This window comes from Kitasatospora sp. NPDC057936 (assembly GCF_042887525.1).
Taxonomy (GTDB): Bacteria; Actinomycetota; Actinomycetes; order Streptomycetales; family Streptomycetaceae; genus Kitasatospora.
Genome location: NZ_JBHVPD010000095.1, coordinates 30,059 through 42,881, shown reverse-complemented (window position 1 = coordinate 42,881; position 12,823 = coordinate 30,059). Strand labels below are relative to the sequence as shown.

17 protein-coding genes are annotated in these 12,823 nt (G+C 75.4%); 4 read left to right on the top strand and 13 right to left on the bottom strand.

All coding sequences use genetic code 11. The features are described from left to right. Nucleotides 1-111 precede the first annotated feature (111 nt). The 9 genes from ACFVU9_RS36175 to ACFVU9_RS36135 form a co-directional block, all read right to left on the bottom strand. A complete protein-coding gene (locus ACFVU9_RS36175; protein ID WP_387600932.1) occupies nt 112-564 on the bottom strand; it encodes a hypothetical protein in 453 nt (150 codons plus the stop codon). 322 nt (nt 565-886) lie between these two features. Then, nucleotides 887-1,681, bottom strand: coding sequence for a DUF4253 domain-containing protein (locus tag ACFVU9_RS36170; RefSeq protein ID WP_387600930.1), 795 nt, complete (start codon nt 1,679-1,681; stop codon nt 887-889). An 82-nt stretch (nt 1,682-1,763) separates the two neighbouring features. Continuing rightward, nucleotides 1,764-2,150 carry a hypothetical protein gene (locus tag ACFVU9_RS36165; protein ID WP_387600927.1) on the bottom strand — a complete coding sequence of 129 codons (387 nt, stop codon included), beginning with the start codon at nt 2,148-2,150 and terminating at the stop codon, nt 1,764-1,766. 42 nt (nt 2,151-2,192) lie between these two features. Further along, the gene (locus ACFVU9_RS36160) at nt 2,193-2,915 is read right to left on the bottom strand and encodes a helix-turn-helix transcriptional regulator (RefSeq protein WP_380441290.1); all 723 of its coding nucleotides are present in this window, start codon (nt 2,913-2,915) and stop codon (nt 2,193-2,195) included. A 25-nt stretch (nt 2,916-2,940) separates the two neighbouring features. Then, on the bottom strand, nt 2,941-3,921 hold the full coding sequence (locus tag ACFVU9_RS36155) for an alpha/beta hydrolase (protein WP_387600924.1): 981 nt from the start codon (nt 3,919-3,921) through the stop codon (nt 2,941-2,943). A 135-nt stretch (nt 3,922-4,056) separates the two neighbouring features. Continuing rightward, nucleotides 4,057-4,311 carry a hypothetical protein gene (locus ACFVU9_RS36150; protein WP_380441286.1) on the bottom strand — a complete coding sequence of 85 codons (255 nt, stop codon included), beginning with the start codon at nt 4,309-4,311 and terminating at the stop codon, nt 4,057-4,059. Beyond that, nucleotides 4,308-4,658 carry a hypothetical protein gene (locus ACFVU9_RS36145; RefSeq protein ID WP_380502322.1) on the bottom strand — a complete coding sequence of 117 codons (351 nt, stop codon included), beginning with the start codon at nt 4,656-4,658 and terminating at the stop codon, nt 4,308-4,310. The genes ACFVU9_RS36150 and ACFVU9_RS36145 overlap by 4 nt, the downstream gene beginning before the upstream one ends. A 137-nt stretch (nt 4,659-4,795) precedes the next feature. Then, nucleotides 4,796-5,308, bottom strand: coding sequence for a hypothetical protein (locus ACFVU9_RS36140; protein WP_380441282.1), 513 nt, complete (start codon nt 5,306-5,308; stop codon nt 4,796-4,798). A 140-nt stretch (nt 5,309-5,448) separates the two neighbouring features. Then, nucleotides 5,449-6,132, bottom strand: a complete 684-nt coding sequence (locus ACFVU9_RS36135) for a PH domain-containing protein (RefSeq protein WP_387600919.1) — start codon at nt 6,130-6,132, stop codon at nt 5,449-5,451. Between the two features lie 185 nt (nt 6,133-6,317). Between ACFVU9_RS36135 and ACFVU9_RS36130 the strand changes: the two genes are divergently transcribed. The 3 genes from ACFVU9_RS36130 (at nt 6,318) to ACFVU9_RS36120 (ending at nt 8,922) form a co-directional block, all read left to right on the top strand. Further along, entirely contained in the window at nt 6,318-6,764 is a 447-nt protein-coding gene (locus ACFVU9_RS36130) for an XRE family transcriptional regulator (protein WP_329924585.1), read from the top strand. A gap of 287 nt (nt 6,765-7,051) precedes the next feature. Further along, nucleotides 7,052-7,627, top strand: coding sequence for a ParH-like protein (locus ACFVU9_RS36125; protein WP_387600916.1), 576 nt, complete (start codon nt 7,052-7,054; stop codon nt 7,625-7,627). After that, nucleotides 7,624-8,922: an MAB_1171c family putative transporter gene (locus ACFVU9_RS36120; RefSeq protein WP_387600913.1), complete on the top strand. Its 1,299-nt coding sequence runs from the start codon at nt 7,624-7,626 to the stop codon at nt 8,920-8,922. The genes ACFVU9_RS36125 and ACFVU9_RS36120 overlap by 4 nt, the downstream gene beginning before the upstream one ends. A gap of 136 nt (nt 8,923-9,058) precedes the next feature. Here ACFVU9_RS36120 and ACFVU9_RS36115 read toward each other — a convergent pair whose 3' ends face one another. The 4 genes from ACFVU9_RS36115 to ACFVU9_RS36100 form a co-directional block, all read right to left on the bottom strand. Then, a complete protein-coding gene (locus ACFVU9_RS36115) occupies nt 9,059-9,481 on the bottom strand; it encodes a hypothetical protein (RefSeq protein ID WP_380497862.1) in 423 nt (140 codons plus the stop codon). Nucleotides 9,482-9,560: 79 nt separating this feature from the next. After that, the gene (locus ACFVU9_RS36110; RefSeq protein ID WP_380441272.1) at nt 9,561-10,313 is read right to left on the bottom strand and encodes a helix-turn-helix domain-containing protein; all 753 of its coding nucleotides are present in this window, start codon (nt 10,311-10,313) and stop codon (nt 9,561-9,563) included. Between the two features lie 39 nt (nt 10,314-10,352). Next, the gene (locus tag ACFVU9_RS36105; protein WP_387600910.1) at nt 10,353-10,649 is read right to left on the bottom strand and encodes a hypothetical protein; all 297 of its coding nucleotides are present in this window, start codon (nt 10,647-10,649) and stop codon (nt 10,353-10,355) included. A 496-nt stretch (nt 10,650-11,145) separates the two neighbouring features. After that, on the bottom strand, nt 11,146-11,946 hold the full coding sequence (locus ACFVU9_RS36100; RefSeq protein ID WP_380441268.1) for a hypothetical protein: 801 nt from the start codon (nt 11,944-11,946) through the stop codon (nt 11,146-11,148). Nucleotides 11,947-12,067: 121 nt separating this feature from the next. On the opposite strand from ACFVU9_RS36100, the gene ACFVU9_RS36095 reads away from it, so the two are divergent. Beyond that, nucleotides 12,068-12,679, top strand: a complete 612-nt coding sequence (locus ACFVU9_RS36095; RefSeq protein ID WP_387600907.1) for a hypothetical protein — start codon at nt 12,068-12,070, stop codon at nt 12,677-12,679. Nucleotides 12,680-12,823: the final 144 nt, after the last annotated feature.

Genomic DNA, 12,823 nt, shown 5'->3' with positions numbered 1-12,823 from the left:
CAGATACGACAAGCGCGCCTACGTCTTCCACGGCACCGTCACCGTCGCATCAATCCGACTCTGGCTCCGACGATGATCCGCCGTACAGAACCTAGGCCATGCCACCGACTCCTACCGTCCTGCGGGTCCGGTGGTCGCGGCGGGCGCGGCTTGCGCGGCGGGCGCGGTGGCCCCGGCGGGCCCGGCTTGCGCGGCGGCTGCCGCCTCCAGCAGGGACCAGCCGTCGAGCTCCGCCGCCCGCTCACCGGGGTGCCACCCCCGGGCCGCGGCCTCGTCGAGCAGGGCCCGGACGGCGCCCGGTTCGTGCAGGTTCAGCGAGCCGCCCCGCACGAACCCCACGTCCCCGGACCCCAGCGGGGCCCCGCCCACGTACCGGCCCGGGCCCTCCGTGAAGACGATCCGCAGCGGGCCGCCGGTGCCGGCCGGCTGGGGGTGCAGGGTGACGGTCGCACAGCAGTCCCCCCGCCCGCCGTCGCCGGGCGCGCGGTGACTGTGGCGCAGGGTCCACAGGTACGCACGCCCGTCGGCGACCAGGCGGCGGGGATTCCTCGGATGACGGGGCACGCAGCCGAGCGTACGCGCCCCCGGCGGGACCAAGCTCCGATGCCGGGTGGGACGGGCGTTACCTGGCCGGGACGGCCGGGGTGCAGAGTCATCCCGGCCATGGCGGGGTCGACGTCCGCTACGACGAACTGACCCTGCTGCTGGCGTCGCACCGTCAGGTGCCGGCGGGCGCACGGCGGCTCGTGGGTGAGCTGCGGTTCGTTGCCGGTGCCCGCTCCCCGGTCGACGGGCCCTACTACTGGTTCCGGTTGCGCCCTGCCATTGGTCGTCAGGCGCCGCCCCCAGCGTAGGAAGTCGGGCATGCCGACTTCCTACGCGATGCTCAGTCCCACCAGAACATCCACTCGTGCGAGCCCACGAGCAGGTCGGCGTAGGCGGTGAGGCTGCCGGTGCCCTGGAAGACCTGGTCGGGGCAGAGTGCCACGTGTTCGGCGGCCACTCGCAGGGCCGCTTCCCGTGTCGTGGGCGGGGCCGGGACGCTCAGTTCCAGGGTGTCGAAGCCCGCGCGGACGACGCGTATGCCGAAGCGGTGTTCCCAGTCGGCGAGGACGGCCGCGATCCGGCCGGTGCCGGCGTGGTTGGCCGGGCCCGTCCAGCCGCAGGCGGCCAGGGCCGCCGCACCGCCGGGGGCCGCGACCAGGCCGATCCGCAGGTTCGGCGCGCTCTCCAGGACCGAGGCGCGGATGCGGGCGCACTCGTCGGCGTCGGTGGCCGGGACCGGGGTCGAGGGCGCCGCACCGGGCCAGGTACGGCCGAACGGGGCCAGGACCGCGCCGAGTTCCTCTTCCTCGTCCTCTCCCTCTTCCTCTTCCGGGCCCAGGCCGTCCCACCAGGTGCGCAGGAGCTCGTGCGGGTCGTGCCGGGCGGGGTCGGTCACGGCGGGCGGGCTCAGTTCGCCCGACAGCCAGGGGCGGAAGTCCGCCGAGCGGTCGAGCGGGGCGAGCAGCAGCGGCCACAGTCCGGTGCGCGGGTGGGCGCGGTGCAGCGTCTCCCACAGCCCGGGCGCCGGCGCGGCGTCGCCGACCCACATCGCGGGCACCTCGTCGGCGCCGACGACGCGGCCCGGCGGCAGATCGGGGCAGTCGGCGAGGAGACGGCGCAGGTCGACGTGGTTCATGCGGCTCACCCTAGGCGCGGGCACCGACAACGGGGCGAGCCGGCCGACCCGCGCCCGTGCCCCGGGGCTGCGGGGCCGTCCGTCAGCGGATGACGCAGTTCTCCGGCATCGGCAGGCGCCACTCCCCCGGCATGTCGGCGAGGACCCGGCGGGCCAGGTCCCGGGCTTCGCCCCAGCCGGGATCGGTCTCCAGGGCGTCCATGCTCCACCGGTGCGTGTTCCCCGCACCGCTCATCCCGGCGAAGACCGCGTCGATCGCCCGCAGGTCGGGAAGTACCGCAGGGCTGACGCCGTCGTCCTCGGTCAGGCCCCCGACCATGCGGAAGGCGTGGTCGAAGTCCAGGGCGATCTCGTCCGTCACGACACCGTGCCCGTCGATCCAGGCACGTTGGGCCGAGGGGTCGGCCGCCACCACGGTCAGCGACTCGACGAGCAGTCGCCTGCGAAACGCAGCACCGGGGTTCCTCATCAGAGGATGGTCGCACGCTCCGCCACCGGGCGAAGGCGGCCCTCACTGCCCCGACCGCAGCGGGTCCAGGGCCGCCGGGGGGAGTGCGCCGGCGGCGGCGGAGCCGGCCAGGAGGTCGGCCAGGGCGTGGGGCGGGGCCGGTTCGGTGGTGGGGGTGGCGGCGGTGATGCGGTCGAGGCGGAAGCCGCGGCCGGCGTGGCGGGTGCGGCACCAGGCGATGAGGTACCAGTTGCCGCCGGCGGTGAGCAGTCCGGCGGGTTCCACCTCGCGTTCGGTGGTCCTGCCGGCCGCGTCGGCGTAGGACAGCCGCAGCACGGTGGCGTCCGTGAGGGCCCGTTCGACGGCGGTGCGGACCGGTTGTCCGGTGCGGGCGGCGGGCAGGGCGACGATGCGGGCGGCGAGGTCGCGGGCGGCGGTCGCGGCGGGGCCGGTGATGGTGGCGGCGAGCTTCTGGGAGGCGGTGCGGGCGGCGCCGGCGTAGGGGGCGCCGGGGTCGGCGGCGGCGAGGGCGGCGACCAGGGCGGAGGCCTCGTCGGTGGTGAAGCGGATCGGGGGCAGGGTCATGGCCCGGTCGATCGACCAGCCGCCGCCGCGTCCGGTGGTGGCGCGCACGGGGACGCCGGCGTCCATGAGGGCCTGGAGGTCGCGTTGCACGGTGCGGGTGCTGATCTCGAACCGGGCGGCGAGCGCCGCGACCGTCAGGGGTCGCGGCGCCGCGGCGCGCAGTTCTTCGACGAGTGCGTAGAGGCGCGGGGTGCGGTTCACGGCGCCGACGCTACCGTCGGGGCCGTCACACACCGGCCAGGAAGTCGCGCTCGCGCTGCTGTTCGCGTTCGGTGATGGTGAGCGGGAACAGGGTGAAGCCGTGCATCGCGCCGGCGACGACGCCGAGGTGGGCAGGTGCGCCGGCGGCCTGCCAGCGGGTGGCGAGGAAGAGCGAGTCGTCGAGGAGGGGGTCCTCGGTGCCGACGACGATGCGGGCGGGCGGCAGGCCGGTGAGGTCGGCGAAGAGCGGGGAGATGCCCGGGTCGCGGCGCCGTTCGGCGTCCAGGCCGGGGGTGCAGAGCTCGTAACTTCCTCGGAGGGATTCGGTGTTGCTGAGCAGTTGCCGGGAGCCGAAGAGGCGCTGGCTGGAGGTCATCGACAGGTCGTAGGGGCCGTAGACGAGGTTGGCGGCGCGGAACGCGCCGGTGACGCCGTGGCGGTCGCGCAGGCGCAGCAGGGTCAGGACACTGAGGTGGGCGCCGGCGGATTCGCCGCCGATCATCAGGCGCCGGGTGCCGAACTCGGTCTCGGCGTGGTCGACGAGCCAGCGGGCGGCGGTTTCGCAGTCGTCGGGTCCGGCGGGGAAGGGGTGTTCGGGGGCGAGGCGGTAGTCGACGCTGAGGACGGCGAGGCGGGTGTGCCGGGCGAGGTTCCACAGCCGTTCGTCCTGACCGTCGGCGGAGCCGAACGCCCAGGCGCCGCCGTGGATGTGGAGGTAGACGCCGTCGACGTGCCCGGGGACGAACGCCCGCACGCCGACCCCGCCGGGGAGGATCCGCTCCTGCGCCTGCGGCAGTCGCACGGGCGGGGTGTCGCCGCCGAGGCGGTTGGCGCGCAGGCGGGCGAGGGTGGCGGCGTCGGGGGTGGTGGAGCGGGAGGGGCGGGTAGCGGCGGCGGCCTCGAACTGGGCGTTGAAGGCGTGGGTCTCGGCGAGGCAGTCCTCGTCGGTGAGAGCGGTGAGAGCGGGGGTGGTGGCAGTCGTCGTGGTCATCGCGGTGATCGTCATGCCTCGATGGTCGCGACCGTCCGCGACAACAGCATGTCACCCTTTCCGGGTGGCCTGCGTCACATTTCCGCCGTGCCGTCAAGGCAGGCGGATCCAGGCGTCCCGGGCGGACTTGCGCAAAGGAGTCCAGGGCCATCAGGCGACAGGTGGGGTCGCCTGGCAGATCGCCACGAGTTCCAGACGGGGAACCACGTAGTAGGTCATGAAACCGCCGGCGACGTCCAGGTGGCGCATGGGCTCACCGCCGCCCTCGTCGCCGGCACCGTCCAGGTAGAGCGCCTCGGCTGCGCGGACGAGTTCGGCAGCCCGGTGCTCCACGGCAGCGACGTCCGCGGGCGCACCGCCGATCACCCGCTCCTCGCTGGGGAGATACTCCCGGCTCCAGGTCATCCGGTCACCGCCGCGTAGGCGGTCCGGTAGATCTCGGCGACCTCGATGGCGCGCCTACGGCACTCGGCGACGGTTCCTGCGTGGTTGGCGAGGTAGTTCGCCCGGTGGTAGGCCTGCGAGGTCCCCGGGAACCGCTCGATCTCGACGACGGCGGCCCAGTGGTCCACGAAATTGCGAAGCGGCTGGACGCTGCCGGAGTCGATGGCCTCGGCCATCGCCCGGCTCTGCCCCTCGACCATCTCCTGTAGCCGGTCCGCGGCAACCACCGCCAGAGCGGCCTTGAGCGCGGCCGGGGTCTTCTCCGGGCGCGGGACTACCTCACCCCCGTTGGGTGCGGGCTGACTCACGGCCGGCTCCTCTCCCTCGGGTGTGAGGCTACTCGACGGACGCACCCATCGGCTGCGGCCCGAGGTGCTCCGGGGACGGCGCCGTCCTGCCGGCGGGAGGGGGGTGCGGCCGGTGCCGCGGAGCCGGGCGAGGGTGGCTATCCCCAGGGCTGCGGGCGGCCGTGTCCGTCGGCGGCGGCGGCCGGTTTGGCGGGGGTCTGGGCCGGGCGGCCGGCGGAGGGCCCGTACGTGGGGGCGGAGGACGTGGTGCGGATCGCCCGCGGGGTGGCGGGGATGGCGGGCGTCATGGGGGTGCCGTGCAGGCGGGGCGTGCGCAGGGTCGTGGTGGGCTGCTCCAGGCGCAGCACGAAGTTGGCGTAGTCCAGGGGCTTGCCGGGGAAGTGGCGGTCGCTGCTGGTGAGCAGCCGGCCGCGCAGTCCGGCGTGGTCGGTGAGCGGGCCGGGGGTGGTGCGCACGTTGGGTTCCCAGGTGCGGCCCCAGGCCAGGTGTTCCAGGGCGAGCGTCCAGGTGTCCTCGTCGACTTCCAGGGTGGCGCCGGGGCGGCCGGGGATGACGCGGGTGCCGTGGGGGCCGCGGACGACGGCGCGCTGTTCGAAGTCGGCGTCGCGGGTGAGGACGGTGATGCGCCACGCGCCGTGGAAGGTGAGCATGACGGCAGCCCCCTGGCCTCTCGCGCGCCGCGGGCCGGCGCGCTCCTGCCTGCGTCAACGGGCGCGGGCGGGCGCCGCGTTCAGCGGCGGCAGGTTCACCGGTGGCACGTTCAGCGGTGCCGCGTTCAGTGGTGCCGCGTTCAGTGGCGGCCCAGCGGGGGCCGGCCGTGGGCGGAGAGGACGAGGGCGGCGTAGTGGGGGGCGTCGAGGCGTACCCCGTGGCGGTCGAGGAGGGTGAACAGGTCGGCGAGTTCGGGCGGTTCGGTGCCGCGCGGGCGGCGGTCGCAGGTGGTGGGGAGGGTACCGAGGGCCGGTCCGCAGCCTGTGCGGCGGGTGGTGGCCAGGCGCAGGCGCAGCGCGAGGCGGGGGGCGGCGCTCTCGGAGTCCTCGCCGAAGTCCATTTCGAGGCCGGTGACGTCCTGCCAGCGGTAGCGGCGGCTCAGCAGGATGCGGGTGAGGGTGAGTCCCTGCTCGTCGGCGCGCAGCCGGAAGGTGCGGGGGGCGGCCAGCGCGACGGCGAGGGCGGCGGCGGTGACGAGTAGCAGGGACGGGGGTACGCCGAGGCGGTCGACGGTGCCGCTCTCGGCGAGGACGATGGCCAGCAGCAGGCCGGTGAGGGTGCCGAGGGCCCAGCCCGCTCCGCGCCACAGGAAGCCGAGGCGGACGGTCGCCGTGCCGTTCGGGCCGATCGGGCCGTCGGTGGCGTCGGTGGCGGCCGCGTGCGGGCGGCTGGTGTGCGGGCCGGTGGCGCGGCTGGTGCGCGGGCCGGTGCCCGCGGGGTCGTCGGCGGGGTTGTCGGCGGTGTTGTGCGCGGCGTTGTTCACGAACCTCCCGGGGCCGGCGGTCAGTCGGCCAGGATGGCACTCGCCGCTCCACCGGTCAACTGGCATGGAAGAGTTGGCGCACCGCATCCACCCGGGCTCATCCCCTTGAGCTATGGTGATCGCGCAGGGTCTCCTCCGTTCACCCAGGCTGCGGCGCGGAGGTCACGGGCGGGAGAGGGGTTGCCATGGCGGAATCGCCCCGCGAGGACGGGCCGGTCGAGACGTCGGGGCTCGCGGCCAGGATCGAGGCGCTGTTCCAGACGGTCCGCCGGCCGGACCGCGAGCAGTACACCAACGAGGAGGTCGCCCGGGCCTGCCGCGAGGCGACCGGGGAGTCCTTCTCCACCACCTACCTGTGGCAGCTGCGCACCGGGCGCCGGGACAACCCGACCAAGCGTCACCTGGAGGCGCTCGCCCACTTCTTCCAGGTGCCGCCCGCCTACTTCTTCGACGAGCGCCAGGGCGCCGAGATCGCCAAGGAGCTCGCCCTGCTCGGCGCGCTGCGCGACGCGGGCGTGCGCAGCCTCGCGCTGCGGGCGGTCAACCTCTCGCCGGAGGGCCTGGACACGGTCAGCGAGCTGATCGATGTCATCGCCCGCCGGGACTCCGCCCGCCGCCCGGCCTCGTCGTGACGCGTCCCTGAAGGTCTCGCCCCGGCGGGCCCGGGCAGCGGGCGTCGGGCGGCGGGCGTCTTCGGGACGAGTCCGTGACGAAGTCCGCGGAACCCCGGGAGACGTCCGGGCGACTCGACTCATGCGGGGACGAGTCACGGCGACGGACCGGGGCCGCACCCGGGGGCGCGGGGCGCGGCCGCCGACGGCGGGCCGCGGGGAACGACCGGCCGGGGGCCGGAGGGCGAGGAGGACACACCGTGCGGGGTGCGTGGGGTTACCGGTCGGTACTGCGGCGGTGCCGGCGGATGGCGCAGGAGCTGGACCTGCCGGCGCCGTTCGACCCCGCCGTGCTCCTGGACCGGCTCGCCGGCCGGCGCGGGCGGCCCATCGAGCTGGTGCCGGTCGCCGCGCGCCCGAACCTGCCGTGCGGACTGCTGGTGTCCACCGCGGAGGCGGACTACATCCTGTACGCGGCGGACACCAGCCCGCTGCACCGCCGGCACATCCTGGTGCACGAGATCGCGCACCTGCTGTTCGACCACGCCGGTTCGGCGCCGATCACGCCGGTGTCCTCGCAGGCGCTGCTGCCGCACCTGTCCCCCGCGCTGGTCCAGCGGGTGCTGGGGCGCACCGGGTACGACGAGCCGCAGGAGCGCGAGGCGGAGCTGCTGGCGTCGCTGATCCTCAGCCGGGCGGCGAAGGCCGACGCGGCGGCGGCCCGCCCGGGCTCGACGCCGGCGCTGGACACGCTGCTGTCGGCGCCGCCGCCCTCCGGCGCCGGCCCCGGCTTACGCGCTGGCTTCCGTACTGGCTTCGACACCGGTTCCGAGGGCGGTTCCGAGGGCGGGGGCACGGGCAGGGGCGGGGGCGGGCGGCCGTGAGCGAGCTCGCGCTCTACCCCGTCGCCGCGTTCTTCGCCCTCAACGCCTACCACCTGGCGCGCAGCACCCGCGCAGCCCGCAACGCGCGCAGCCCGCGCGACGGCGCCCGCGGCGGGTGGGCCGGGCTGGGCGCCTCCACCCGCTACACCTGCTACTGCACCGCCTTCCTCGGCGCGGCCCTGCTGCTGCTCGCGCCGCCCACCGTCACCGGCGCGGCGCGGCTGCTGAGCCTGGCGGGCCTGCTCGCCTCCCCCGCGCTGCTGCCCGTCCTGCTCGGCGACGCCCTGCACCTGTGCGCGACCGGCGCGATCGCCCTGCTCACCGTCGCGCTGGCCTCCGGCGAGCCCGCCCGGACCGCCGTGCGGCGCCAACTCGGCGTCCTGGGAACGGTCCTGGCGCTGTGCGCGGTGCTCATCACGGCCGCCGACCCGGACGTGACCACCGGCGACCTCACCGTCGCCCCCGCCGGACGGCCCTACCTGGCCGCGTACAACGGGCTGCGCACCCTGTACATCGCGTACTGCCTCACCGCGCTGCTGCGCCAGGTCGCCCGCCGGGCGCGCGCCACCGCCCGCGGGCACCGGCGCACCGGGCTGCACCTGCTCACCCTCGGACTGGCCGTGGGCCTGGTCTGGGACGCCTGGGGCATCGACGACGTCGTGGACGCGGCCACCAGCGGCGCCCAGAGCGCGGGCGAGGACAGCGCCTCCGCCGTTCTCGGGCTGCTGTGCGCGGCGCTGCTGGCCGCGGGCCTGTCGACCACGCTGTGGCCGGCCGTGCTGACGCCCGTCCGCGGGTGGCTGCGGGCCCACCGGCGCTACCGGGCGCTGACCCCGCTGTGGACCGAACTGCACACCGTGCTGCCGCAGATCGCGCTCGTGCCCGCCCACCGGCTGCTGCCCCGGCGGCTGCTGCCGCCGCGCGACCCGCAGTTCGCCCTGTACCGGCGGATCATCGAGATCCACGACGCGCGCCTGATCCTGCGCCACCACCTCGACCCGCGCACCCCGCAGTGGCTCACCGCCGCCGCCCGCCGCTTCCCGCCGCCCGCCGCCCTCGTCGCGGCGACCGCGGAGGCGGCCGCGCTGGCCGCCGCCCTGGAACGGGCGGCCGCCGGCGCCCTGCCCACCCCTGCCGCCCCGCTGGCCGTCCCGCCCGCCGAACCGCCGTGCGCCGCCCTGGAGTCGGAGGCCGACCGCCTCGTCGACCTCGCCCGCGTCTACACCACCTCCCCGGCCGTCGCGGCCGTGCGCACGTACGCCCGCACGGCGCGGCCGAACGCCCCGCTGCCGTAGCCGTCGCGCCGATCACGGCGGCGGCCGGGGGGCTGTGGCACCTGTTTCGCCGTCGCCACCGGAACGGACCGCCATGGACCGCCACGGACCGGACCAACCTGCCGTGCCTGCAGCGGAGTTGTCGGGCACCCGCCCCTCACCCCGGCCTCCGCGCCGACGCCAGCGAACGCAACCGGACGTGCACGGCGGCCGGTTCGGTGCCCGTGAGGGCGGCGATCCGGTCGGCGGGCAGGTCGAGGGCGAGGTGAAGCAGCAGGACGTCCTGCTGGGGTGCGGTGAGGTGGGCGACGGGGCCGAGCGTGCGGGGGCCGGCCAGGGTGCAGACGCGGTCGCGGACCGCCTGCCAGGCGCAGGCTGCCGGGCTCGCGGTGGCGAGGGCCTCCAGCCAGCGCCCGGCGAGGTCCTCGAAGGCGCCCTGGACGGCGAGTTGGGCCTCGGCCGGGGAGAGCAGCAGGGCGGCGTAGGCGAGGTAGTGCCGGCGGTGGAGGTCGTGCAGCGCCCACAGGCCCAGGGCGGGCGCGGGGGCGGTGACGGCGGCGGGAGTGCGTCGTATTGGCATGAGTGTTCCCGTGGTGGCGCGGGCGGGTCGGGCCCGCGGCCGGGGGTTTCCTGGTGGGTGTCCCGGCCGCGGGCCCCGGTCACACGAGCACCGGTGGGCTGTCCCCGGTGTCCTCGGCCCGGTCCGCGGCGTGGCTGTTGCGCAGCGTGACCCACAGCTTGAGCAGGTTCTCGGTGGAGATGCCTCCGCTGGAGTTGCGCATGGCGCGGGTGAACTCCCGCTGGTAGGTGCGGGGGTTGACGGAGACCGGGGTGCGGGCGATGGCCGCCCGGTCCCAGGCCGTCGCCCACAGTTCCCGGCGGGTCTCGCGGACCCCGCAGACCTCCATGTAGGTGCGGAACACCGACTTGTGCAGCGGCGCCTCGCCCTTGAGGACCAGGGCCAGGGTGCTGGAGGGCAGGCGCGCGCCCCTGGCCCGGGCCCGGCGGTCCAGTTCCTCCAGGGGCGGCCAGTCGGCCTTGCGCCGCATCTCGTGCATCGCGCGGCGCAGGTCGGCGAAGGAGTCGACCTGTTCGGGGTGCAGGGGTCTGGGCGCCCTGCGGCGCTGGGGGCCCGACGGGCGCGGCACGTGCGCCCAGTAGTTGGCCTGCGCCCATTTGCGGCGGGCGGCCTTGGGGTCCCCGCCGCATTCGCGGGTGAAGGCCTCGACGACCGTCCAGTTGGGCACGGTCCGCCCGCCGGCGGCCCGTTGCAGGGTGGTGGGATGGTAGTTGGTGCGGGCGGCGAGCTGTCGGTACGTCAGCCCGGCCCGTTCGCGCTGCTCGCGCAGCCACGCGGCCAGCCGGCCCAGTGCCGGGTCACTCGCCGCGACCGGTTTCTCTCTGCGTCCCATCGCGGGGGTCTCTCGCAGACGTTTCTCGCGGGCGTTTCTCTAGGCCCGCTCCCGCCGGAGCCTGAGTCCCAGCAGCAGCCCGCCGGTGGCCAGTTCGAGCGCGGCCTGGGCCGACAGGCCGGCCTCCACCAGGACGGCCGCCGCGGCGACGACCACGGTCACGACCACCACGATCACGACCGTCTCGACGGGTCCGGTCCCCCACGGCCGCCGGGGCCGCCAGGGGCGCCGTACGGACTGCCGCACGGACCGCCTCACGGTCTGCCGCGGGCGCGGCGGGGTGGCGGCGTCGGCGACGCATCGGGCCGGGGTGCGCTTCTTCCGTTTCCTCGTCATCGACGAGACCTCCTATAGCACTGTCACTCCAACAGCCGGACGTCTTCCCGTGGTTGGCGTCACCGGAAGGGCCCGTGCGAGGTAACACTCTGTCAGGCGTATGGGTGATTCCCAATCGGTTCGGTGAACGTCGCGCAGATTGATGCGACCGCGTCCCGCCCCCTGCCCGCAGTCCCGGACGATCTCGGTCACGAACGCGCAGGCCGAAGTGTTGAAACCGATAATTGATGCGCTTTCGTGCAACATCCCCTTGTAGGCCACCCTGGCCGGATGTGACGATTTGCAGCGGCGTCGTCCGGACCCGCGGGTCCGGAGCCCGGGGGCGCTGTTCACTCCAACACATTTCGGGAACACCGGCAGCGGGCCGTGTTGGCGCATGGGCCCGCCCGAGCAGCAGAGACCGCCCGGCCCCGACAGGGGCGAGCGGTCTCTGTGCGTTGTCCGCGGTCCGTTGTCCGTGGTCCGGCAGGTGGCCGGGGGAAGCCCGGGTGGGGGGTCAGCGCGGGCGGTACCTCCGGTACCGGACGTACAGCACGATGCACGTGATCGCGCCGACCGCGCACACCGGCAGGCTCAGCCCGACCGCCATGATCACGCCGTCACTGACGCCCTGCACGGTCTCCTCGCTGACCATCCCGTTCGCGTCGGTGACCCTGCGGGTGGTGTCCGCGTGGCTCGCGAGGTAGGTGACCATCGCGACGCCCACCGCCAGGAACGCCAGCGCCCCGCCCAGGAACCAGCCGCCCGCCTTCTCCTGCCACTCGTCCCCGGCCAGCCGCCGCGCGTCCGGGCTGTGCTGCAGCACGGCCCGGCCCAGGCCGGAGGCCCCGGCGGCGTGCCCGTCGATGTGCAGGCGGGCGCCGCCGTCAAGGGCAAGGCGGCAGCGGTAGTCATTACCCAGCCGGCGGGCAAGGCCCTGGATCCTCGGGGTGCCGGGGATCGTGATCGACACGACCTGGTCCCACTCCCAGCCCACCGCGCCACGCCGCGAGCCGTGGACGAGGCCGCGCTCGCGGACCTCGAAGTACTCCCCCGCCCCGCCCCGCAGCGCGCGCCAGGCCTGCGTCACGGCGACGTACAGCGCGCCCAGGGACAGGCCGATCACCAGCCCGATCACCCGGCCGCCGCGCGAGCGGCCGTCGTCCACGGTGAGCAGCAGCGCCCACAGCCCGAGCCAGCCGGTGGGCACGGCCACCACCAGCGCCCACACGGCGTTGTGCCACCGCGCCCGGGTGTCCACCCGGTGTCGGCTGAGCATCTCGCCGAACAGGTCCGTCATCTCCGCCTCGCCGATCATCCGCACAGTGAAGCACCGCCGCCGCACCCGCTCAAGAGCGGGAGCCCGCTCCCGATCGGTGCCGGTACGGACGAACGCCGCGCCGCAGCAGGGACGTTGGGGATCGGGGATGATCGTGGCCATGGACGAACCCGAGTGCGCCGCGCCCGCCCGTCAACTCGCCGACCGGATACGGGAGGTGCTCGGTGACGGTCCGTTCGCCGCACCCGGCGGCTGGTCCCACATGGGTGCGGTGATCTGTGACGCCGCCTTCCAGGCGCGGCGGCGCTACGAGGCGGTGGTCCGGCCGAGGATCGTACGGCTGCAGGAGAGGTGGCCGGACGCCACCACCGTGACCGGGTTCCTGGCCCGGCTGGAGCGCGAGGACCTCGCCGCGGCGATGGACTTCGCCAGTCCCGCCCGCGTCGCCGTCGCCCATGCCCTCGCCCGCCTGCTGGCCGCCCACGGCGTCGACACCCGCGCGGACCTGCACGCCTGGCTCGGCGAGCCCGCCCACCGGGCCGCCCTGCGCACCGTGCGCGGCGTCGGCCCCAAGACCGCGGACTACCTCGGGGGCCTCGTCGGCCGCCCCGGGGTCGCCGTGGACGTCCACCTGCGCACCTTCGCCGCCGGCGCCGGCCTCACCGACCTGCGCTACGGGCCGCTGCGCACGGCCTACGAGGAGGCCGCCGCCCTGCTCGGGCACGACCCGGGCGCCCTGGAGCACGCGGTGTGGCGCTTCGGGGCGGCCTGAGCGGGCGCCGGGGGCCGATCGGGCGACGGGCGACGGGCGACGGGCGACGGGCGACGGGCGACGGGCGACGGGCGGGGCTTACCGCCCCGGGAGCACGCGAAGTCCCGCCGCCGACACCAACCACCCCGCCGGCCAGGTGTCCCC

Bases quoted from the DNA above. Each gene is read 5' to 3' on its own strand.
- ACFVU9_RS36170 (WP_387600930.1), bottom strand. From the start codon at position 1,681: ATGAACCACGTCGACCTGCGCCGTCTCCTCGCCGACTGCCCCGATCTG.
- ACFVU9_RS36165 (WP_387600927.1), bottom strand. From the start codon at position 2,150: ATGAGGAACCCCGGTGCTGCGTTTCGCAGGCGACTGCTCGTCGAGTCG.
- ACFVU9_RS36155 (WP_387600924.1), bottom strand. From the start codon at position 3,921: ATGACGATCACCGCGATGACCACGACGACTGCCACCACCCCCGCTCTC.
- ACFVU9_RS36150 (WP_380441286.1), bottom strand. From the start codon at position 4,311: ATGACCTGGAGCCGGGAGTATCTCCCCAGCGAGGAGCGGGTGATCGGC.
- ACFVU9_RS36140 (WP_380441282.1), bottom strand. From the start codon at position 5,308: ATGCTCACCTTCCACGGCGCGTGGCGCATCACCGTCCTCACCCGCGAC.
- ACFVU9_RS36130 (WP_329924585.1), top strand. From the start codon at position 6,318: ATGGCGGAATCGCCCCGCGAGGACGGGCCGGTCGAGACGTCGGGGCTC.
- ACFVU9_RS36125 (WP_387600916.1), top strand. From the start codon at position 7,052: ATGGCGCAGGAGCTGGACCTGCCGGCGCCGTTCGACCCCGCCGTGCTC.
- ACFVU9_RS36115 (WP_380497862.1), bottom strand. From the start codon at position 9,481: ATGCCAATACGACGCACTCCCGCCGCCGTCACCGCCCCCGCGCCCGCC.
- ACFVU9_RS36110 (WP_380441272.1), bottom strand. From the start codon at position 10,313: ATGGGACGCAGAGAGAAACCGGTCGCGGCGAGTGACCCGGCACTGGGC.
- ACFVU9_RS36105 (WP_387600910.1), bottom strand. From the start codon at position 10,649: ATGACGAGGAAACGGAAGAAGCGCACCCCGGCCCGATGCGTCGCCGAC.
- ACFVU9_RS36100 (WP_380441268.1), bottom strand. From the start codon at position 11,946: ATGATCGGCGAGGCGGAGATGACGGACCTGTTCGGCGAGATGCTCAGC.
- ACFVU9_RS36095 (WP_387600907.1), top strand. From the start codon at position 12,068: ATGGACGAACCCGAGTGCGCCGCGCCCGCCCGTCAACTCGCCGACCGG.